We start from the raw sequence: 21,268 nt of genomic DNA on the forward strand, positions 1-21,268 counted from the left end.
CATGTCCTTCTTCACCCAATTGTTTGGTGTTAACTGGCGCCAGATGCAGGCCAAGGTGCGCTATCGCATTCTTATACTTACTCTGCTGCCAATTTTACTGACCCTGGTGAGTTTGGTATTTATCACCATCTACTGGAATATCAGCTACACCGGCCAGCAGCTGTTTATGAAGGTAAAAGCCGACCTCACGGTGGCCAACAACACCCTGGAACAGGTGCAGCGGCGGCAGGAAAAGGAGCTGGAGAACCTGCTGCAGTCCTGGGAATTTCAAAACTTTTTCCGCGCCACCCACCTCGATAAACAGCAGCTTGCGGCCGACTTTAATGCATTTCTGGCCGAGCGCCGCCTTGCCATGGATTTGGACTTTTTACGGCTGATCAATGTAGAACGTGCCGCTGCCGATCCTGACCTGCGCCATCTGCTGACCAAAGTAAAGGGCGGCGAGCCATTTACCGGCCTGATGGTGCTCTCATCAAAACGCCTTGCCCGGCTGGATCCGGCATTGGCCGAGCGAGCCCGGCTGACACTGTTGCCCACTCCCCGCGCCGATGTGCCGGATAGAGAAGCCGAAGACCGGGGGATGTTGAGCCGCAGCCTGATGCCCATAGTGGACAACGAGGGTGAAGTGGCCTGGTATCTGGACGGCGGCACCCTGCTGAATCGGGATACCCGAATTGTCGACCACATCCGCGACCTGGTGTACGACAAGGGCACACTGCCTGAGCGCTCCATCGGCACTGTCACCATCTTTTTGGACAATGTGCGTATCAGCACCAACGTGCCGCTGCACTTCTTCCCCCGGGATGGCGAAGACAAGGGGCGGGCGCTGGGCAGTCTGGTATCCGAAGAGGTTAAACACAAGGTGCTGACACAGGGCCAGACCTGGGTCGACAGGGCGTTTGTGTACAACGACTGGTTTATCTCGGCCTATGCACCGCTCACCGACGTACGCGGCGAGCGTATCGGCATGATATACACAGGCTTTTCGGAAGCGCCCTTTATCCATAACTACCTGCTTAACATCATAGAGCTGGGCACCATACTCATGTTGGTGCTGCTGGTATCCGGCATGCTGGTGTATCGGGGCGCGTATAGCCTGTTGCAGCCAATTGAGCGGATCCATCATGTGGTAAAGGCGGTGCAGTCTGGCCGTAATGTGCGCATCGGTGAATTGGGACTGGAGAAAGACAACGAGCTTGCCAACCTGGCTGAGCAGTTTGACCGTATGCTCGACCTGCTGCAAAGGCGCAATGCCCAAATTCAGTCAGCCGCCGAGCAGCTGGAATTAAAAGTGGAAGAGCGTACCCGCAGCCTGCAGGAAAAAACCGAAGAGCTGCAGCGTAACGTGTCGCTGCTCAACGAAACCCGTGCTCAGCTGGTGACCAACGAAAAGCTCACGGCACTGGGGGAGCTTACTGCGGGTATTGCCCACGAAATCAATAATCCCACGGCAGTGATCCTCGGCAATATGGAACTGCTGCGCTCTGAGCTTGGCGACAAGGCTGGGCAGGTGGAGGAAGAAATCGACCTGGTTATCCAACAGGTGGGCCGCATCAGCACCATTATTCGCAGCCTGCTGCAGTACAGCCGCCCCGGCGAATTTAACGCACCGCTGGAGATGCACCAGATAACCCCCATTATCGAAGAAATGCTGGTATTGGTGCGCCATTCCATCAAGAAGCAAGAGGTGGTACTACATCAGGAGCTCAATGCCAGTTGTCCGGTACAAATCAACCGGCCACAGCTGTTGCAGGTCTTGATTAACCTGGTGGTTAACGCGGCCCATGCCATGGATGGGAAGGGGCGGATTTGGATCCGCACCTACGACTGGGTGGTGCAGGATGAGCCGGTTGGGGTCAAGATTGAAATCGAAGATGAGGGCTGTGGTATTGCTCCCGAACAACTTGGCCGTATTTTCGACCCCTTTTACACCACGCGTCCGGATGGCACGGGTTTGGGCTTGTCTCTGAGCTACGGCATCATCAAACGGATTGGCGGCACCATAGAAGTGACTTCTACCCTGGGTAAAGGCACCCTGTTTACCATTGGTCTTTACCATGAGGCACGGGAAGAGAGTGGCTTGAATCCCTACGAAGGTTTGATGCTGGGCGCCGGTGGTTTGGCTTAAAACCATTTGGGTAAAAAAAAGCCGGACGCTGGGTCCGGCCACAAAAGTGTGTGAGCAATGTCGTGCATGTTAACTCGGAGGCACCGGCCCACTTGCAGAGCGGTGATGAGTTTGGAACGCATTTAAATAATAATCATTCTCATCTTTAATGCAAGCACTTTTGTGACTTTTTATCTGCTTTGCCTTCTGCGTGGCTTTTTGTTTGCTCACGCTCTTTGGCCAGACTGTCATCTTCACCAGCCATCTTCACGAGCCAACGTTTGGATTCTTACGTCCAGGTGTTGGCACTTTTACCGACTCAAAGTGCGTTACTCATTTCCCCTGTCTTCGGTATTTGCATTGGCGAGCGAATCCGCTTGAGCCGACTCAATCGCTCTCAGATCTAAGGTGAATTTGCTCTTGATGTTACCCGAGATGCCGCTATGGCAGGCGCTGCCTGCCACACCAACGGTCAGTTTCATCCGCCTGAGAGAGGGGGACGCCAGGTGCCAGCAAGAGCACATCGGGGCAGAGTCTGGAATCTGGTTGTTTTCTGCTGCCGGCGAAATTGACCCTGGCAACAGCAACTTCAACTAAAGAGAGGGAGCGCCGGCAATCTGAAGGGAAAGGCGGGAACTGCATGAAGGCGTTTTTGGCATCGTCCTGGCGCAGATTGCAGCTGTTACAAGCAACTGGACAGATGGGTAAATGCGGCAGATAAAAAAAGAGCCGGGTCCAGGACCCGGCCACTAAATGAGTGTGTGAGCAATGTCGTGCTTTGCAAACTCAGGAACACCATAACCCGAAGAATTCGCTTCAGTTAAGGATGAGTTTTGGAACGCAAGTTAACGATAATCATTATCAATTGCGTTTGCAAGCTCTTTTTTTAGTCTTTACTCACACCAGCGATTTTTGCAGGCTGATTTTGTGCTCGGTCAGCGGTAATCCCGCGCCATTGAGTTCAGTGATCTGATAGCGATTTTGCACCAACATCGCCAGCATGGCGCCAAAGCGGTTGAGGGTCTTCACGCTCATTTCACTGTATCCCTGCTCAGTGGCCCAACGCTCCTGCACGTCCAGCATTTGCTGTGCCAGACCCAGCTTGCGGTAGTCAGGCAAGACACCGCCAAGCCAGCTGTAGAAGGCGCCCGGTGCCTTTTGATAACCCAGTTTGAAACCTGCCAGCTCGCCTTCAACATAGCAAAGCAACAACAGGGCTGGTGCATCGCCAAGGCGTTCCAATATGGCTTTGGCACTGACTGGGGCATCAAATTCAGGGATCTGTTGCATCAGGTCGGCAGCGAGTTGGGCGTCCGCCAGCGATAGTTCGGTTACGGCCTGTATCTTAATGGAGTACATCTTTTTCTCCCGGGAAAGATGCCGTCGCCCAGCGACGGCTGAACAAAAAAACGCCGTATTATAACAGGTCTGGCCAGTTGGGTCAGCAGGTTTGCTGCCTGGATTCTGTTGCCAGGATCCTGTCCTGCAGAACGCGCAGCAATACACCATAGGCGGGTAAGAAAAGTGCCAAGCTTACCAGTAACTTAAAGCCGTAATCGACCATGGCTATTTCAACCCAGTGTTCGGCCATAAAGGCATCGGTGGAGGCATAAAAGGCGACACTGAAGAACACCAGGGTGTCCAGCAAATTGCCTATCAGGGTCGATGCGGCTGGGGCCACCCACCAGCGGCGATTTTGGCGCAGGCGGTCAAATACTCTTATATCCATCAGTTGCCCTACGAAATAGGCCGCAAAGGAGGCGAAGGCAATACGGAAGACAAAACTGTTGAATTCCAGCGCGGCCGCGCTGCCTTGCCACTGACCCTGATGAAAGAGGACGCCCATAAAATAAGAGATGAGCAGGGCTGGCATCATGGCACGAAAAATAATACCGCGGGCGGCTTGCTGGCCAAAAATCCGGACCGTCAGATCGGTCGCGAGATACACAAAGGGAAAACTGAAGGCGCCCCAGGTGGTGTGAAAGCCAAACAGCTGAAAAGGAAGTTGAACCAGATAGTTACTGGCGCTGATAACCAGAATGTGAAATCCAGCCAACAGCAAGAGGGCGCGCCTGTACTGCGCGTGAGATAACTGCAACATATTGTGGCCTTTTTATTGGGTTAGGCGGGGTGAGGGAACCCGCAGTGGTACAAGTTGGCGCAACGCTTTCGCATAGTGCCTGTAAAAGGTGCCTGCTGGTGGCCGAGTCTTTACTCAGTCGCCTGCCGGGCTGCGCATTATAAGAATGGTAGCCCGGAACGCAAGGAAAAAGCGCAGAAAATCGCCGCCTGAGTCTGCTTCCACTACACTTAATGCTCTGACAACACTACTGGCGATGCAGGCATGCAGCACGGCAGTGGGCGGGGAGACTGGGGCATGGGACTGAAATCTGTCTGGCTTGGCGCAGTAATCTGGATGCTTAGCATCGCAGCACCGGCGGCGCCGGTGGAAGTACGGGTGGTTACCGCAGCCTGGATGGGTTATGCCAATGCCCAGGGAGAAGGTTACTACTTTGAAATTCTGCGCCAGGCATTTCCCTCCCCTGAGTGGCAACTCAAGGTAACTGTCGTGCCCTTCGCCCGCAGTATTCAACTGCTGCAGCACGACAAGGCGGACATAGTGCTCGGCGTGTACCAGGGCGATTTACGCAAGGGGCTCTACAGCGCGGCGGCCGTCGAAATGGATACAGTGGACGTGGCGCTGACGCCAGCCATGGCCCGCGATTGGCAAGGGCTGGAGAGCTTAAACCTGCGTAAGGTACAGGCCTACATAGCCTATGGCTTTGACCGTCTCATTCCTTATCCCATGTACTACGAAGAAAGCAGCAGCCTGCGGGATATGCTGCAGCGGCTCAACGACGGGCGTATCGATGCGGTGCTCGATTACAGGCCGGGTATGGAAAATGCCGCCAGGTTATTGGAGAGCGAGCCGAATTTTGTGATTGTGGATGATGTCGTCAGTGCGGCTGTGTATTTCGGTTTTGCAGATACCCGCTTTGGTGAATCACTTAAACTCCGATTCGATGAGGCCCATAAAGAGGTGATAGCCTCGGGGTTGCAGCAGCGGCTCTTTGAGGCAACCCAACGCAAACTCGGCCTGATCCCATAGCGGGACAGGCTTCAGGTCACACAGTCACAGCATGCAAACCTAAAGGTGAGTCGTTAAGCTCAGAGTTCCACCAGAATCGACAGGATGGTGGCGAGCTTGTTGTCCAACTCCTGCCATTCGGCTTCGGGGTCTGACCCTGCCACTATACCGGCACCAGCAAACAGGTTAATGCGTCCCGGCTCAATCAGCGCACTGCGAATGGCCACGGAGAACTCACTCTCATGGCGATTCAGGTAACCACAGGCGCCTGCATACCAACCCCGGTTATACCCTTCCTGTTGGCGAATAAAGCTCAAGGCGCTGGGTCTTGGCAGACCGCCAACGGCTGGGGTGGGGTGCAAGGCAAGCAATAGCTGAAAATCATTGATGCCGGGCTTCAGCTCTGCGCGAATGGCACGGTGCAAATGCTGGATATGTGGCAGCTTAAAGATACGTGGCGACTCTTCGGCACCCACATAGTGGCTCAGTGGAGAGAGGTGCTCCACTATGTGTTGGCGCACCAGCTGATTCTCGTGACTGTTTTTACTGTCTTCCTGCAATTGTTTTGCAAGCAGAGCATCTTCTTCCTCGGTATGGCCGCGCAGCGTGGTACCAGCCAGTGCTTCCGTGAAAAGCTCTTGCCCCCGTCTCAGATACAGCCGCTCGGGTGAGCAGGAAATAAAGGTTCTGTCTTTGGAAAATTGAAACCCAAACTGGAAGCTGCTTGGGCAGCGGCCTTGCCAGCACGCCAACACCATCCAGGGATCTACCGGGTCATTGATTTCCAGTTGCGACAACCTGGAGAGCACCACCTTGGGGGTGTGGCGGTTAAATTTATCCGCCGTCACCTGCTCTACCAACTGTTGCCAGCGGGGATATTCGGGATATTCACTGCGCCCCAGCAGATTTACCTTACCGGGTGGTGTCAGGGGCTTGGGGCGCTTCAGCGACCTCAGAGCCTGCAGCGCGGCCTGACACTCGGCAAGTCTGTCGTTGCCATCAAAATTCAGGTTAAGCAGCAGTTTGAATTCCTTGCCACTGCGGCGCAGCTCAATACGGGGCAGTACAAAACGGGCCCGGCCAAACTCCGGCCAGCCTTCCACTTCACGGTCAAAGGCTACACCACCGTAATAACGGAAATTCTGGTTATAACTCAACGCGCGCTGACGTTGATAAACCTCTGCCAGCTGCTGATCGGCCACCCTGTCATCAAAGAAGAAATCACAGGTGCAACCTATGGCTGCCACCTCTTCTTCTTTATCACGGCCATGCCAATAGATCCTGGGATACAGCTCCTGAGAAGCCAGCCAGGATATCAAGGGCAAGGCAGGGACTGCCTCTGTCAGCTGCACCAAGGGCTCACTGCCCTGGGTAGTGCTGAGATGTTGAATCTTTGCCTCGAGTGACAGCAAGGCATCGGGCAGGGACATGACTGACAAAAAAGGGTCTCCGGTTGTAATACAACACACTGCTTTTATTGTTGTTACCCAACGTTAAATAGCATGGGTGCCGGTGTCAATCGTCCAGAACCCAAGCTGTGAATGGTGCCAAAAAGCTATATGAGTCTTTGCTGATTTTGTGCGACACATTGCAAATTTGCCGCGCTTTGTGATCTGCCTCCTTTTGACCCAGATTGCAAAAAACAGTCAGACAAAATGTCCAATTGACCCAAGACGTCTTCGGAAATATTGCCAATAGGTCGATCGGGGGCAGATTTTGTCATTCTTTTGCTTGAGCCTGATTCGGCAGCTCTTTGAAATGACGCTATTCCTACGCCAACGAAGAATCAGAATGACAATTAAACCTCCCGTTTTCGCACTTTCGCTTCTGTCAGTTTCCCTGCTCCCCTTGTTGGGACACGCCAGCGAGACCCGCGACCCTCTGCTCAATATTGCCGATGTGATTGTGGTTCGCGGTGAACAGCCCACCGCCGAAGCGCTGGCAACCACCCATTGGCGCATCGATGCCGAGGACATTCGCGACAGTGGCGCGCAAACGCTGGATCAGGTGCTGGCGACAGTGCCCGGCATCCATGTGCGTACCGGTGGTGAAGGTACACCCCGAATCGATATCCGTGGTCTTAAAACCCGCCACGTCACCCTGCTGATTAACGGGGTGCCGGCTGCCAGTGCCGCCGATGGCCAATTCGACCCGAGTGTGATCCCAACCAGCCAGATTGCCGCCGTCGATATTGCCGTGGGCCCGGCCTCCGTGCTCTATGGCCCGGGTGGTGCAGGGGGCGTAATCAACGTGATTACCCGCAGTGGCGACGATGCTCAGGTATCCGGCAAGCTGGAGTTTGCCGGTTCGGATACCCTCAACGCTGACGTGGCATTGGGTGGCGGTGGTGACAACTGGCAGGGCTTTGTCAGTGCGGGTAAGCAAAAGCGCGACAGCTGGCCGCTGTCGGATGATTACCAGGAAGCGCCCAATCAACCCGCCGGTGATCGCCTCAACGCCGAAAAGGAAGTGGATAATTTTTACGCCCAGGGCAGCTACTGGCTGTCAGATGCCACGCAGCTCACTGCCAACATTAATCTGCGCGAGGGCGAGTGGGGTAAGCCGGGTCGTGACGGTAGCGGCTCTGGACGCGCCAAGTATGAACGTGTGGATGACTACCAGAATACCAGCAGTCAATTGGGCCTGGCCCATCGCTTTGGCAACGGCATGACGCTCAGGGGCTATGGCTACTACAACCGTACCGAAACCCTGGAGTCAGCCTACACCGACATCAGTTTCAGTGACCTCGACAGCCAGCAGCGCGGCGAATCCACGGTGCAGGGGCTGAATCTGCAACTGATCACAGAGCTTGGTCGCCACAGCCTCCTTACTCTGGGTGCCGGCGCCGAAGAACAGCGCTGGGACGAATTGGCGACCCAATATTCAACGTCTGATTCAGGCTCCGGCAGCGGCTCCGGCAGCGGCTCAGGCAGTGGTTCAGGCAGTGGCTCAGGCGGTGGTTCGGGCGGTGGCTCCGGTAGTGGCTCGGGCGGTGGCTCCGGTAGTGGCTCGGGTGGTGGCTCCGGTAGTGGCTCGGGTGGTGGTTCAGGCGGTGGCTCAGGTACGGGTTCAAGCAGCGGCGTACCCACTGAAACGGGCTTTGACGACAGTGCCTGGGTGTACAGTCTCGCAGCCGAGTACCAATATCAGCGGGATACCTGGGGTGCGACCTTTGGCGGTGCCTGGTACCAGCGTGATGGCGATACCTCTGTGGATGAGCCTTCGGCGATGGCGGCGTTGTACTGGCAGGCGCTGTCTCAAACACGCCTGAGCGCCTCGGCGGCACGCAAGGTGCGCTTCCCCTCCATGGAAAATCTGTATTCACTTTCTGCGGGTAACGGCGAGCTGACCGCTGAGACGTCAGAGCATTGGGAGTTGGGGCTGGAACAGGGCTTCTCCCTCGGCAGTTTTGAGGTTTATGGTTACGAAACCCGCGCCGATGACTACATCGCCAAAGACACTGATGGTATCTACGCCAACCTGGGTGACTATCGTTTCCGTGGTGTGGATGCGCGGCTGTTGATATCGCCATTGCAGGCCCTGGATGTATCACTGAGCTACAGCTTCCTCGACAGTGAAGACAAAACGCCGGACAGCACCGAAGCGCTGCAATATCGCCCGCGGCATCAGTACGGCCTGACCCTGGACTATCGCTTCGAAACCGATACCCGGGTGCACCTGTCCTGGCAGAAGGTGATGGATCAGATCTATTTCGAGCGCAGCGGCAAGATCATGGTCGAGCGTGACCTGCCCGACTATGACCTGCTTGACCTCAAGCTGTCGCAGTCGTTTTACGATGACAAGCTGGCGCTCTACATCAGGGCCACCAATCTGCTGGACGAAAATTACGCCGAGAGTGAGTCTCTGCCCCAGGCGGGTCGCCAGTGGTTTATCGGTATGGATTGGCGCTTGTGACACAGCCGCCGCTCGTCAGCCTCGAGGACCTTGGCTTTGGCCATGGTCCCGGGCAGCGCCTGTTTGATGGCCTGTCGCTGCGTATTCACGACGGCGAGTGCCATTGCATCAGCGGGCCAACGGGCAGCGGTAAATCAAGCCTTTTGGCGCTGATTGCCGGTTTGAATGAACGCCCCTTTGCGGGCGTGATGGTGCGTCAGCCGGAAGCCCAGGTCGCGCTGGTGATGCAAGACCCTCAGGTGCAGCTGCTGCGCCGAACCCTGGGCGCCGAAGTGGCCTTTGGGCTTGAAAACCATGGTGTGGCTGCCGACGATATGCCTGCTGCAGTGAAAGCCGCCCTTATCAGAGTGGGGTTGGAGCTGTCGCTGGATACCCCCATAGAAACCCTGTCGCTCGGGCAGAAATACCGGGTCATGTTGGCCTCCCAATTGGTGTTGAACCCCAGAGTCTTGCTGCTGGATGAACCCTGGGCACAGCTGGATGACGAGGGTGTTGGCCAATTGATGATGACACTGGCCCGCCTCAAAGCCGACGGCCTGGCACTGATCATTGCCGAGCATCACCCGGCGGCCTTTGCCGGATTGCTGGATTTTCATTGGATGTTGGAGCAAGGCCGTTTACAACCGGCTGGCGCCCGTAAGGCGTCCGAAGCGCGGCGGGCAGACATATTTTGCCGTTGCAATCCAAGCCAGAGTGGGGGGCGCAAATGCCTGACCCTGGCACCCTGTGAGTTGGTACTCCCAACCCCGAATCAGCGCGGCAGAGGCAGTTCTGGCCGTAAAGGGTTTCTGTCTGCCAGGTTTGCACCCGCGCCGCCCGAGGGTCGTCTTTTATTCAGGCTGGATACACCTTTGGTACTCAGAAGCGGTGACATCAGGTTGCTGCTCGGCGACAACGGCAGTGGCAAGAGCACTCTGCTCAAGGCCATTGCCGGTTTGCAGGATGGTGTGAAATTGCCGGTGAAACTCGACGGCCGCATTCCCAACACGGCCGCGGGTGAGGTGGCGCTGATGCTGCAGCGCCCCTGTCGGCAATTGTTTGAGCTGACGGTGTTGGAAGAGCTGAGCTTCAGCATCAGGCGTCGTGGGCTGGATGAGGCGCAGGTCGCCTGGGTGCAGGAGTTTCTCGCCATTGAGCACTTGGCGGCGGTCTCACCCCACAAACTTTCCTGGGGGCAGCAGCATTTGGTACTGCTGGCGGCACTGGTGATTACCGAGCCCAGGTTGCTGCTGCTGGATGACCCCTTTGCCGGATTGGATGAACAGAGTCTCATGGCCTGTATCAAGCTGCTCAACTGGTACCTGTCACGTGGTGGCTGCTGCGTGCTGGCGTGCCACAGGGACCTTGCCGGGTTCGACAATGTGGCGCGCTGGCAGCTTGGAAATGGCCGTTTAATTGAAGTTGAGGCCAACGAACAAGCGCCTGTGGCAAGGAGGGGGACGCCAACGAAGCAGTGGGAGCTGGCTGCCGGGGGAATGGCGCGGTGAGGCTGCTATCTCCAACCAGGCGAAGAGCTGGCAGGCCGCTGCTGGTCGATGGGCGCTGTGGACTGGCCATCCTTGGCACTCTCGGCATGTCTATGCTGGCCCTGATGTCGCCCCCGGTTTGGCTGTGGTTACCCGGACTTGCCGGGCTCGCCATGGCCATCGATGGCAGCCGCTTTGCCAGCCCCAGGCCCCTGGTACTGCTGTTTGTCTGGCAATGGCTGCTCACCAGTGCCATTTACGGCCTGTTTTGGGGCAGTGAACGTTTGGGCGAGGCGGCATTGGTGGCGCTGAGGCTGCTTCTGGCATTTCTGCCGCCCTGGTATCTGGCAATACGCTTTGCGCCCGAACGCCTTGGCGCCTTCTTTGCGAACTGGCTGTCACCGCGCTGGGCTTTTGTGCTGTCAGCCTCGATCAACGCCTTGCCCTTTGTGCTGAGCGAGGCGCGGGACATCTACCGGCTACAGCGGCTCCGGGGCGCACGAATTGGGGCGAAAGACCTGGTTAATCCACTGAATTGGCAAGAGCTGGTTCACACGGTAATAAGTCCACTGCTGATTGAGTTATTGAAATTATCCCGGCGCCAGGCACTGGCTGCGAAGAGTCGTGGGTTTGGCCAGAGTGCCAATCCCAGTCACTGGCCCCACAGAGGAAAGCACGATGAAGACTGAATTGGGTTTACAACAAGCACTGTTTATCGGCTTTTGTGCTGCCCTGATGATTGCCCTCAAGAGCATGTTGAGGCTAAAGCTGGGGTTATCCGGCCATTCCATGCTGCTGATGAGTTTTTTCTACCTGCTTTGCCATCTGGTGGTAGCGCGTCCCGGCGCCATGCTGGCTTGTGGCCTGCTGTCGGGTCTCCTTGCCATGATGTTGGGCGTGGGTAAATCGGGCGTATTGTTGCTGGTGAAATTTGGCGCGCCGGCGGCGGCGATGGAGCTGATGGCGCTGATATTGCCTGCCATCAAGCCCGGCAATCGCATGGCAGGGCTTTACCTGCGTCTTGGCATGCTGGCGTTTGCCGGTGCCCTGGCCTGGGGCCTCAGAGATGTGGTGGGCACCTTGCTTGCGGGCATGGCACTGCCTGCCGCCTTGCTGGCCGGTGCCATGGAGTTTGCCGGTGGATTTGTGTTTGCCCTGGTGGGCGCTGCCCTTATTCCGCCGGTTATCCGGCGACTTAAGGCCCATGACCTTATTGCTTCGTCGGAGGAATCCTGATGTCGACTTTGCCTGAATACCTGATTGCCATCGATGACACCGACGATATCGGCACCCGTGGCACAGGGGATATAGCCCAGCAGTTGGGACAGATACTGGCGATTGATTGCGGCGGTGTGGCTTCCCCGGTGACGCGCCACCAATTGCTGGTGCATCCGGATATTCCCTACACCTCACACAACAGCGCCATGTGTTTTGCGCTGAAAGGTGACATATCGCCCCAGCGGCTCAAGCAGCTGGCGAGTGAGTTGCTTGAAGCCGAGTCGGCCGCGGCGGCCGATCCGGGCCTGGCCTTCATGTGCCTATCTTCCTTTACGTCAAACGCTGCCTTGGTTGAGTTCGGTCTCGCCGCCAAACGCCGGGTACTGACCAAGGATGAGGCATATGGCTTGGCCGCAGACATTGGGGTCCACCTCAGTGAGCACGGCGGCACGGGGCAGGGCGTGATAGGTGCGCTGGCCGGGCTGGGGCTGCGGCTCGAGGGCAACGATGGTCGCCTTAAGGGCCATTTCGATGTGGGGCAGGGGGACGATGAGCTCAGCCTGCCGGTATCGGTCTTATTGGCGCAAACCGGTGTGGATGCCGTGATTGCCCTTGACGATACCGAGCTTGCCGATGAGGTGCCGGTGCGGGTTAGGGGTAAGCTCAAAGCCGTGTGGCGTCAGGGACGCAGTGCCATTCTGGTGAGTTTCCGCGACGGTGCCTGGCGCAACGCCGGCAAACAGGAACTCAAGGAGTACTGATGACCGACTTTTTTGAATGCCGTGGGGGCCGCTGGTGGTATCGCCACGGCGTGTCGCTGACCGAGGCACGCCTTGCGGCCGGGGCGTGTCAGGGATTTGTCCCGGATGATGAGGACGAGCAAGTCGACGATGTGCCCCTATCCTGTGTGAACTGCGCCTGGCGGCGATGGGAGCAGGGCAGCTTTCAGTGTCTGTATCTCAAACGTCTTCATCCCGACAACAGCCTTTAATTCTTGGACCCTGAAGCCAGTGTCATTTTGCACATAAATGCTACAAAAAGGATTCGCGTAAATGCTGGAAAGGTACTGGCTGCCGTCATACAATGCGACTCCCGGGGGCTTGGCCACAAAACGTTAATGTGGCAGCCAGGGCGTCGGGCAGGCTGCGTTTCTGTGGCTTGGCATTATACTCAGGCTTTCATTGTTGACGTTGGGGGTGAGTGACATGGCCGATAGGGCGCCTGAAGCGGCATTGTTAAAGTTGCCTGTCAGCAAGCTCACCCGTGGCATGTTTGTGGCGGCCATTGAAAATAACGGCAAGGTCGCCGTTGCCAATGCCGGGCAAATCAAGAGCCGGGAAACCATCGCCAAGCTGGTCAAAAGCGGCATTCACCATGTGTGGGTGGATGTGGAGCGCTCTTCCGACGAATCCGGTCTCAAACCCAAGTCACCTCCGGGAACTTCAGTACCTGCCGGGGCAACACGTCCCTCCCGCGCCAACCGTGACCTGCGCCAAACCCAGGCTAAAAAGCTCCTTGATGAAGCCAAGGAACTTATCCGCAAGGTATTGTCCGAAACCTTCGAAGGCAAAGCCATAGAAGTGGAGCCTTTTGAAGCGTTGGCCGACAACATGATTGAGTCCATCATGCTTGATGATGATGCCCTCAAATGTGTGTCGGCGCTGCGCGATAAAGACGCCTATCTGCTTGAGCATTCGGTGAATGTGGCCTTCCTGTTGGTGACCTTTGGCAAGTATTTAAACCTCGACCGTGACACCTTAAAGCAGATGGCCGTGGGCGGGGTGCTGCACGACATTGGTAAAATCAAGGTTGATAACAAGATTTTGCATAAGCCGGGCAAGCTGACTCCGGAAGAATTTGAGCACATGAAACTGCACCAGTTTTATGCGCTGGATATCATGGCCGAAGCTTCGGACTTGTCGCAAATCTCAAAAGATGTGTGCCTGATGCACCATGAAAAGCTCGATGGTCGCGGTTATCCCCGTGGCTTGAAGGGCGATGAAATCCCGCTCCATGGCCGCATGTCCTGTATCGTGGATATCTTCGATGCCCTGACGGCCACCCGCTGTTACAAAGAGGCCATGAGCCCTGCGGCCGCCTTTAAGATTTTGCTGAGCCTGACCCCTTTCCATCTGGATACAGACCTGGTGTACGAATTTATCCGCTGTATCGGTGTGTATCCTGTGGGGTCGCTGGTGGAGCTGTCGGATGGGCGTGTGGGCATTGTCTGGGAATCCAAAGACAGGGATGCCCTGAGCCCGATAGTGAAATGTTTTTACTCACTCAAGCACAGACGCTACACCGAAGTGAATTTTGTCGACCTGCTCAAGTCAGACCTGAACATAGAGCGGGGCGTCTCCCCATCCAGCCTGGATGTCGATCCCAAGCCATTTTACTGAAAAGCGAAGCCGCCCTGCCCGGAGTTTAAATTGTGGCATCACCGCAAACGGGGCAATTGGGCTGCGTGGGCAGTATCATCTGGCGCATCTCCATGGTCATGGCATCCACCATCAACAGCCGCCCCAGCAGCGGCTTGCCCATGCCGGTTATCAGCTTGATGGCCTCAACCGCCTGTAAGCACCCCATCAATCCCACCACGGGAGCCAGAATACCCGACTCGACACAGGTCAATTGCTGCTCACCAAACAGACTGGCGAAGCACTGATAACAGGGGCTGCCTCCGGCATAGTCAAACACGGTGATCATGCCTTCCATGCGAATCGCTGCAGCCGATACCAGCGGTACCTTATGGGCAAAGCATGCCCGGTTCAGCTGCTGACGCACCGCCACATTGTCTGTGCAGTCCAGCACCAGAGAGTGATCGGCGACCAGGGCATCCATTTCAGGGTCGTCCAACACCCGGCCGATGGGATTCACCTGCACATGGGGATTGAGCTCGTTGAGTGCCAGCCTGGCCGATTCCACCTTGAGCATGCCGATGCGGTTGTCCCGGTGCAGCACCTGGCGTTGCAGGTTCGACAGCTCCACCGTATCAAAGTCCACCAGGGTCAGCTCACCAACTCCGGCTACGCCAAGATATTGGGCCGCGGCGCAGCCCAGGCCGCCAGCGCCTATCACCAGCACCCGAGCCTGTTTCAGCTTTTCTTGCCCATCTATGTCCATGGATTTAATGGAGATTTGGCGACTGTAGCGCAGCAGCTCTGTGTCTGAGAGTATGTCGTCGGTCATCGGGTTCAGTCCAAAATGCTGTCGAAGGGTTCAACCAGAATAGTCTCACCCGCCTCCAGACTGCCCTGAAATTGGGGCAAATGGATAAAGCAGTTGGCGAGGCTCATGGAGGTCAACATACCCGAACCCTGGCCACCCGTGGTACGCACCATGAGGCCCTTGTCTTCACGGGTCAGTATGCCGCGCTGATATTCTACCCGTCCGGGCTGGCGTCGAATGGCGCTCGCCAGTGTGGCCTCCACCAACAGCGGTGGGCGCTGGGGCATACCCTGCATTTTGCGCAGCATGGGCCAGACCAGTTTCTGGAAGGTCACCATGGAGGACACAGGGTTGCCGGGCAAACCACAGAACAATGCCTTGCCGATGCGGCCACAGGCAAAAGGTTTGCCGGGTTTGATGGCGAGTTTCCAAAAGGTGATTTGCCCTTCTTCGCTCAGGATCTGTTTGGTGAAATCGGCTTCTCCCACAGACACGCCACCTGAGGTCAGCACCACATCGGCGCGGCTCGCCGCCTCACGAAACGCCTGACGAATGGCTTCGGGGTTATCGGGGATCACCCCGAGATCCAGCCATTCAAAACCGGACTTTTCCAGCAATCCGCGAATGGAGTAACGGTTGGAGTCATAGATTTGCCCCGGTGCCAGTTCACTGCCCACGGGCATGAGCTCGTCGCCGGTGGAGAAAAAAGCAACCTTGAGGGTGCGATATACCCGGATCTGGCTGATGCCCACCGTGGCCAACACCCCAAGCTCGGCGGCGCGAATGCGTACCCCGGAGCAAAGCACTGTATCACCCGCCTTAAGTTCTTCGCCGCGGCGGCGCACATGCTCACCGGTGGCCCTGGGCGCCTTGATATGGATCTGCTCGCCCTCGGCGCGGGTTTCTTCCTGCATCTGCACAGTGTCGAGGCCTGCCGGAATCGGCGCGCCTGTCATGATGCGGACACAGTCACCGGCGGCCAGTTGGCCCTTAAAGGGATGGCCTGCGAAGGACTGGCCCTTGAGGGTCAGTACCCCATTGAATGCCTCGAGATCCCCAAAGCGGAAGGCGTATCCGTCCATGGCGGAATTATCGAATGGGGGCAAGTCCAGCTGGCTCTTCAAGTCTTCGGCCAATACCCGTCCCAGGGCGTGGTTCAGGGTAACCACCTCGGTATCCGAAATGGTATTCACCTGCTCGAGCAGTTTCTTGATGGCCTCATCCGGATGCATGAGTTCGGGTTTGCTGCATGGGTCTTGGCTGGGCATTCAGGCTCCCTGGGATTGGTTTGCTTGGATGTAAGGCAGCCATTATGCCATGGCATGGCGGGGTAACTGTATGATCCAGACAGGCAAAAAGTGTGAATTGGCTCACCTTTGCCTGTCTGGGTAGGTGAAAATTGGGCTATTTGGCGCTGGCCGTGGCCTGGGCTGCTGCCTGCTGCACGGAGAGTTTCATGCCGTCGGTCAGGGTCTCGGCGCCGCGAATTACCACGGTATCACCGGCGCTGAGTTCGCCCCGCACCGCTATCCAGGGGCCTTCACCGTCTCCCAGGGTCACGGAAATACGCTCGGCGGTCTGCTCGGGGGTAACCCGAAACACACTCGCGCCGCTGGAGCGCAGTACCAGCGCGTCTCTGGGCACCAGAGTGGTTAAGGTCGCCGGTGCAATCGGCAGGGCCATGGACACCAGTTCACCTATGTTGATTTCCCGGGCCATGTCCTCAGGCAGGTCGAGGCGGGCCTCAAAGGTTTGGCTGCGCACATCCGATACGGGTATCAGGGTACGGATGCGGGCACTGAATTCGCCGTTGCTGTGATACACCTTGAGCTCATCTCCGGCATTCACCCTGCGGCTGTGTTTCAGGGGGGCATGGAGTCTTATTTCCAGATGGTCGGGGTCTGTGATGGTCAGTACCGGCTCGGCTGGGCCTACATCTTCACCCGCCTGATGACTGCGGGCGATAACAATGCCGCCGAAGGGCGCCTTAAGCTGGGTGCGGGCGAGATTATCACGGATGATATCCAGCCTGACTTTGGCCAGCTCCAGGCTGCTTTTGGCCAGATCCCGCTCGGAACGGGTATCGTCGATTTCGGTGCGTGAAATACTTTGGCTGGCCGCCAGACGTTCCAGTCGGGTCAGATTCCGCTCAAGGCGCGCCAGTGCGATTTCTTCCCGATTGACCAGTGCCTGTTGTTCGGCCAGTTGCAGCGTCAGCGGCGTGGCATCCAAACGGGCAACTACCTCACCTGCTGCGACCCGGGTTCCGGCTTCCTGCACCCACTCGAGCTTACCGGTAACGCCCGTGGTCAGCTGGGCCAGACTGCGGCTGTGCACTGTACCCACCACCATGAGTTTGGGTGACAGGGGGCGCTGTTCCACCGTGGCCACCCCGACGGAACGCGCATCTGTTGCCAGCACCTGATTACTGAGGAGCAGCGCCAATGCCAGCAGGGAAGTTTTAAAATAAGTCATTGAGTTACCTCTTGTGTCAGGGCTTTGGTGCTGGTGGCCTGGGTGGCAGTAAGACGAAGCAGGCTGGGCATGAGAACGAGGGTGAAGAGGGCGCTGAAGGTCATGCCGCCCACAATCACGGCGGCGAGACCTCGATAGATTTCACTGCCCACGCCTGGGACCAGCATCAGGGGCAGCATGCCGAAAATGCTGGTGAGGGTACTCATGTACACGGGGCGTGCACGGGTGGCGACGGCCTGGTAGATGGCATCGTCCAGCGACAGGCCTTCACGGCTGCCCTGACGGGTTTGGTCCACCAACAGGATGGCGTTATTGACCACTAATCCCAGCAATATGATAAAGCCAATCATGGTGAGCAAATCCAGGCTCTGGAAGCTGAAGAGATTCAGCAGTCGCAGGCTCAATACACCGCCGCAGATTGCCATGGGCATGGAGAGGATCACCAACAGGCTGTCCTTCACGGATTTGAACAGGGCTGCCATCAACAAAAACAGGATAACCACAGCCATCAGGAAGTTGGTGCCCATTTGCATGATGGTGTGGCTTAAGCGGTCCGCGGTGCCTCGAAACGCCAGCGAGCCGTCGGCGGGCAGCAGGGCGCGGATCTCATCCAGGGTGCCGCCATTGAGCTGCTCCATGGCTTCATCCATGGACAGATTCTGGGGCGGGATCACCAGCAGCGAGATGGCCCGGCGTCCATTGACCCGCTGCAACTGGGTGGGGCCCACGGTGCGCTGAATGGTGGCAAGTTCGCCTATGGTCTGCACGCCTGCTCCCTGGGTGTAAACCGGTGTGGCGGCAAGTTGCTCCGGGTATTGCCACTCGGGGCCCTTGAGCAGCACATCCATACGCTCGTTGCCGTCGAAATACTCGCCCACCCACAGGCCCGAGGTGTAGGCGCGGATGGCGTTGGCAATTTGGGTGCGATCCGCCCCGGCCTGGGCAAGTCTATGCTCGTCCGGGATGAGCTGCAGCTCGGGCTGCGCCAGACTCAACCCCGGAATGGGGCGTACCACGGCGCCGGGCATGGCATTGTTGATCAGGGGCATGGCCGCCGACGCCACCGACATCAGCTGCTCCATATCCGGCCCAATCAGGTCGATATTGATGGCGCGGCCGCCGTTAAAGCCAAAGTTGAGCAGGGTGCTGCGATTGGGGAACGCCTGGGTGTCCGGCAGATCCTTGAGGATTTCGTTATTCAGCAGCCCCAGCATCTCATCGATACGGGTCGGGTCCTCCGGGTAGATAAAGAGCACGTTGAATGCGCCGAAAACCGAGAAGTTATAGCCCTTGATATACGGTTGTTTTTCCTTGTCGTAATAGGGTTTCAGCCTGCTGATAAGGCGGGTGCCCAGTTCGGCTTCCATGGCATCAATGTTGGCACCGGGAGGGAGAGAGAAAAAGGTAAAAATGCCGTCACCACTGGCCTGGGGTAAAAAATCGACCCTGGGCATCAGCAGCAGGCTCAGGGCGCTCGTGCCCACAATCAGCAGCGCACACCAGAAGGCCGCAAGCTTGCGGGTGAGGGTAAGGCGTTTGACCCAGGCGCTCAGCGGCTGCCAATAGTCTTTGCCGCTTTGCTGAGTATCGGTTTTCAGCCACAGCATGTTCAGCATGGGGATAACGCTGATGGCGCTGATAAAAGACGACACCACGGCCACCGAGAGGGTCAGTGCCAAATCCGAAAAGAGCTGCCCCTCAACGCCGGGCATAAAGAGTACCGGCAAAAAGATGGCCACTGTGGTGGCGGTGGAGGCCAGCAGCGCACCTTTCACCTGTGCCGTGCCCGTGAGTACCGCCTGAGCCAGCGCCATACCCTGATGCCGCAGCCTGACGATATTTTCCTGTACTATGATGGCCGCATCCAGTACCAGGCCCACCGCAAAGGCGAGCCCCGCCAGAGAGATGATATTCAGGGTTCTGCCCATGGCTTCGAGGGTGATAAAGGCTATCAGCAGCGCCAGGGGTATGGTGATCCCAATCATCAGGGTGGCGCGGATATCCCGTAGAAAGCCATACAAAATCAGCAGTGCCAGCAGCACCCCAATACCCAGGTTGCCTTTAACCAGCAGGATGGCACGTTTAATGTGGACCGACGCATCGAAAGACAGCTCCAGCGTCAGCCCGCGGGGATTGAGTACGTCCCGATTCAGATCTTTGATGGCCTGATTGACCCCATCCAGGGCCTCAACCGTGTTGGCATCGAAGGTGCCTTCCAAGGTGATGTAGTAAGCGGGGTAGCCATTACGTTTGGTGAAACCGCGCTGCTCGGCTGTGGTGACCCGAATGTCAGCCAGTTCATGCAGATACACCGGGCGACCCGCATTGTAGGCCACGATGAGTTGCCCCAGTGTCTCGGGGCGATATTGGCCGGCAAAACGTACCGTGTACTCCCGCCGCCCGACCTTGGCGGTGCCGCCGGAGATGTCTGCCGCGCGGGAAATGGTGCTTCTGAGCTGGTCTAACGTGATACCCAGTGCGGCCGCCCGAAAGGGGTCAAATTCAATGTGCAGCTCCTTGGGTAATTCACTCTGTAGCTGCACGGCGCCGATGCCGGTTATCTGTCTGAGTCTGGGTTCAACCAAATCATCAATGAGTTTTTGGTATTGGGATAAATCGGTTTGCGGATTATCCGGCAGGGTGTAAATCAGCAGGGATGCCAGGTTGGGGGTGCCACCATTGCCGCCGCCCACGTTGATAAAGGGCTCGCCCGCATCCAGCGGCCTGGGGGGCGTTTGATTGAGGGAGTTGATGACGTTAATCATCGCCTCCTGCATATTGGTGCCCACCTCGAAGGTGAGCGTAATGCCACCAAACCCCTGGGAAATGTTGGATGTCATTTCCTGAACTCCGGGCACTTGCCTGAGCACGTTTTCCTGGGGTTCTATGATGTTGGATTCCATTTCCTGGGGCGCCGCGGCGCGCCAGTTATTGAAAACGGAAATCTGGGGCTGCTCTATGTTGGGCAGCAGCTGTATCGGCAACTTGGCAATGGCAAGCAGGCCAAACATCAGGATCAGCATTAGCGCCACTGTGGTGGCGGCCGGGTTTTGTGTGCTGGAATGGGTCAGGTTCATGTTGTGGCGCACTTGGCATAGTTATGCAAAGGAGCTTAGTGGTTATATGTAAACAGAACATGTTTGCTTGGTAAGCAAATGTAACTCGATTATCAGCAATAATGATAAGTGTTACTATTTTAAAATCATTGATTTAGGTAAATTTTATTGATCTTTGCTATTGCCTTGGTGACAATGCCGATTCATGAAAAAGACGTATAAAGGACGCAACAATGCTGGCTGCCACCATGATTGAAAAGCTCAACGAGCAGATTAACCTCGAATTTTTCTCTTCCAATCTGTATTTGCAGATGAGTGCCTGGTGTGAGGATAAAGGGTTTGAAGGGGCCGCCCACTTTATGCGTGCCCATGCCGACGAGGAAATGGGCCATATGCGCCGCCTGTTTACCTATGTCAGCGAAACCGGGGGGGTGCCGCTGATTGGCGCCATTGCCGCACCCAAAGCCGAGTTTACGTCTTTGCTGTCTCTGTTCGAGTACACCTACGAGCATGAGCAAACCATCACCCGTAAAATCAATGAATTGGCCCATGCGGCTTTTTCAACACAGGATTATTCCACCTTCCACTTCCTGCAGTGGTATGTGGCCGAGCAGCATGAAGAAGAAAAGCTGTTCAAAAGCATTGTCGATAAAATTCGCCTGGTTGGCGAAGATGGCAAGGCGCTGTTCTTTATCGATAAAGATTTGGCCATGTTGGCGACCCAAGAGGCCGAAAGCATCATGAAACCCTCGGCGCAGTAATGCTGCTCTGAAAC

17 protein-coding genes are annotated in these 21,268 nt (G+C 56.7%); 10 read left to right on the forward strand and 7 right to left on the reverse strand.

Annotated features, from left to right (window positions below; all coding sequences use genetic code 11):
* The first annotated feature begins 1 nt into the window (after position 1).
* Positions 2-2,128 carry a sensor histidine kinase gene (locus K0H63_RS00595; protein ID WP_220066300.1) on the forward strand — a complete coding sequence of 709 codons (2,127 nt, stop codon included), beginning with the start codon at positions 2-4 and terminating at the stop codon, positions 2,126-2,128.
* Positions 2,129-3,004: 876 nt separating this feature from the next.
* Here the strand turns inward: K0H63_RS00595 and K0H63_RS00600 are convergent.
* Together K0H63_RS00600 and K0H63_RS00605 are read right to left on the reverse strand one after the other, a co-directional pair.
* A complete protein-coding gene (locus K0H63_RS00600) occupies positions 3,005-3,466 on the reverse strand; it encodes a GNAT family N-acetyltransferase (protein WP_220066301.1) in 462 nt (153 codons plus the stop codon).
* Between the two features lie 82 nt (positions 3,467-3,548).
* Entirely contained in the window at positions 3,549-4,208 is a 660-nt protein-coding gene (locus tag K0H63_RS00605; RefSeq protein WP_220066302.1) for a 7-cyano-7-deazaguanine/7-aminomethyl-7-deazaguanine transporter, read from the reverse strand.
* Between the two features lie 276 nt (positions 4,209-4,484).
* Between K0H63_RS00605 and K0H63_RS00610 the strand changes: the two genes are divergently transcribed.
* Complete coding sequence (locus K0H63_RS00610) at positions 4,485-5,216, forward strand: substrate-binding periplasmic protein (RefSeq protein ID WP_220066303.1); 732 nt, start codon at positions 4,485-4,487, stop codon at positions 5,214-5,216.
* Between the two features lie 59 nt (positions 5,217-5,275).
* Here K0H63_RS00610 and K0H63_RS00615 read toward each other — a convergent pair whose 3' ends face one another.
* Positions 5,276-6,634, reverse strand: a complete 1,359-nt coding sequence (locus K0H63_RS00615) for an isochorismate synthase (protein WP_220066304.1) — start codon at positions 6,632-6,634, stop codon at positions 5,276-5,278.
* 352 nt (positions 6,635-6,986) lie between these two features.
* On the opposite strand from K0H63_RS00615, the gene K0H63_RS00620 reads away from it, so the two are divergent.
* The 7 genes from K0H63_RS00620 (at position 6,987) to K0H63_RS00650 (ending at position 14,193) form a co-directional block, all read left to right on the forward strand.
* Complete coding sequence (locus K0H63_RS00620) at positions 6,987-9,110, forward strand: TonB-dependent receptor plug domain-containing protein (protein WP_220066305.1); 2,124 nt, start codon at positions 6,987-6,989, stop codon at positions 9,108-9,110.
* Positions 9,107-10,597, forward strand: a complete 1,491-nt coding sequence (locus tag K0H63_RS00625; RefSeq protein ID WP_220066306.1) for an ATP-binding cassette domain-containing protein — start codon at positions 9,107-9,109, stop codon at positions 10,595-10,597. Before K0H63_RS00620 ends, K0H63_RS00625 begins: the two co-directional genes overlap by 4 nt.
* A complete protein-coding gene (locus tag K0H63_RS00630; RefSeq protein WP_220066307.1) occupies positions 10,594-11,265 on the forward strand; it encodes an energy-coupling factor transporter transmembrane protein EcfT in 672 nt (223 codons plus the stop codon). The genes K0H63_RS00625 and K0H63_RS00630 overlap by 4 nt, the downstream gene beginning before the upstream one ends.
* Positions 11,255-11,812, forward strand: coding sequence for a core component of ECF transporter (locus K0H63_RS00635; RefSeq protein ID WP_220066308.1), 558 nt, complete (start codon positions 11,255-11,257; stop codon positions 11,810-11,812). The genes K0H63_RS00630 and K0H63_RS00635 overlap by 11 nt, the downstream gene beginning before the upstream one ends.
* 8 nt (positions 11,813-11,820) lie before the next feature.
* Complete coding sequence (locus tag K0H63_RS00640) at positions 11,821-12,555, forward strand: DNA-binding protein (protein WP_220067768.1); 735 nt, start codon at positions 11,821-11,823, stop codon at positions 12,553-12,555.
* Entirely contained in the window at positions 12,555-12,785 is a 231-nt protein-coding gene (locus K0H63_RS00645; protein ID WP_220066309.1) for a hypothetical protein, read from the forward strand. Before K0H63_RS00640 ends, K0H63_RS00645 begins: the two co-directional genes overlap by 1 nt.
* Before the next feature lie 214 nt (positions 12,786-12,999).
* A complete protein-coding gene (locus K0H63_RS00650; protein ID WP_220066310.1) occupies positions 13,000-14,193 on the forward strand; it encodes an HD-GYP domain-containing protein in 1,194 nt (397 codons plus the stop codon).
* 25 nt (positions 14,194-14,218) lie between these two features.
* On the opposite strand, the gene moeB is transcribed toward K0H63_RS00650, so the two are convergent.
* The 4 genes from moeB to K0H63_RS00670 form a co-directional block, all read right to left on the reverse strand.
* A complete protein-coding gene (moeB, locus tag K0H63_RS00655) occupies positions 14,219-14,983 on the reverse strand; it encodes a molybdopterin-synthase adenylyltransferase MoeB (protein ID WP_220066311.1) in 765 nt (254 codons plus the stop codon).
* 5 nt (positions 14,984-14,988) lie between these two features.
* Positions 14,989-16,230, reverse strand: coding sequence for a molybdopterin molybdotransferase MoeA (gene moeA, locus K0H63_RS00660; RefSeq protein WP_220066312.1), 1,242 nt, complete (start codon positions 16,228-16,230; stop codon positions 14,989-14,991).
* A gap of 136 nt (positions 16,231-16,366) precedes the next feature.
* A complete protein-coding gene (locus K0H63_RS00665) occupies positions 16,367-17,437 on the reverse strand; it encodes an efflux RND transporter periplasmic adaptor subunit (protein ID WP_220066313.1) in 1,071 nt (356 codons plus the stop codon).
* A complete protein-coding gene (locus K0H63_RS00670; protein ID WP_220066314.1) occupies positions 17,434-20,514 on the reverse strand; it encodes an efflux RND transporter permease subunit in 3,081 nt (1,026 codons plus the stop codon). The genes K0H63_RS00665 and K0H63_RS00670 overlap by 4 nt, the downstream gene beginning before the upstream one ends.
* A gap of 212 nt (positions 20,515-20,726) precedes the next feature.
* Between K0H63_RS00670 and ftnA the strand changes: the two genes are divergently transcribed.
* On the forward strand, positions 20,727-21,254 hold the full coding sequence (gene ftnA / locus K0H63_RS00675) for a non-heme ferritin (protein WP_220066315.1): 528 nt from the start codon (positions 20,727-20,729) through the stop codon (positions 21,252-21,254).
* The last annotated feature ends 14 nt before the right edge of the window (positions 21,255-21,268 follow it).

Source organism: Shewanella zhangzhouensis, from assembly GCF_019457615.1.
GTDB lineage: Bacteria > Pseudomonadota > Gammaproteobacteria > Enterobacterales > Shewanellaceae > Shewanella > Shewanella zhangzhouensis.

Excerpts from the sequence above, each read along its gene's own strand:
- K0H63_RS00605 (WP_220066302.1), bottom strand. The coding sequence starts at position 4,208 with ATGTTGCAGTTATCTCACGCGCAGTACAGGCGCGCCCTCTTGCTGTTG.
- moeA (WP_220066312.1), bottom strand. The coding sequence starts at position 16,230 with ATGCCCAGCCAAGACCCATGCAGCAAACCCGAACTCATGCATCCGGAT.
- K0H63_RS00620 (WP_220066305.1), top strand. The coding sequence starts at position 6,987 with ATGACAATTAAACCTCCCGTTTTCGCACTTTCGCTTCTGTCAGTTTCC.
- moeB (WP_220066311.1), bottom strand. The coding sequence starts at position 14,983 with ATGACCGACGACATACTCTCAGACACAGAGCTGCTGCGCTACAGTCGC.
- K0H63_RS00595 (WP_220066300.1), top strand. The coding sequence starts at position 2 with ATGTCCTTCTTCACCCAATTGTTTGGTGTTAACTGGCGCCAGATGCAG.
- K0H63_RS00645 (WP_220066309.1), top strand. The coding sequence starts at position 12,555 with ATGACCGACTTTTTTGAATGCCGTGGGGGCCGCTGGTGGTATCGCCAC.
- ftnA (WP_220066315.1), top strand. The coding sequence starts at position 20,727 with ATGCTGGCTGCCACCATGATTGAAAAGCTCAACGAGCAGATTAACCTC.
- K0H63_RS00610 (WP_220066303.1), top strand. The coding sequence starts at position 4,485 with ATGGGACTGAAATCTGTCTGGCTTGGCGCAGTAATCTGGATGCTTAGC.
- K0H63_RS00665 (WP_220066313.1), bottom strand. The coding sequence starts at position 17,437 with ATGACTTATTTTAAAACTTCCCTGCTGGCATTGGCGCTGCTCCTCAGT.
- K0H63_RS00600 (WP_220066301.1), bottom strand. The coding sequence starts at position 3,466 with ATGTACTCCATTAAGATACAGGCCGTAACCGAACTATCGCTGGCGGAC.
- K0H63_RS00650 (WP_220066310.1), top strand. The coding sequence starts at position 13,000 with ATGGCCGATAGGGCGCCTGAAGCGGCATTGTTAAAGTTGCCTGTCAGC.
- K0H63_RS00670 (WP_220066314.1), bottom strand. The coding sequence starts at position 20,514 with ATGAACCTGACCCATTCCAGCACACAAAACCCGGCCGCCACCACAGTG.
- K0H63_RS00635 (WP_220066308.1), top strand. The coding sequence starts at position 11,255 with ATGAAGACTGAATTGGGTTTACAACAAGCACTGTTTATCGGCTTTTGT.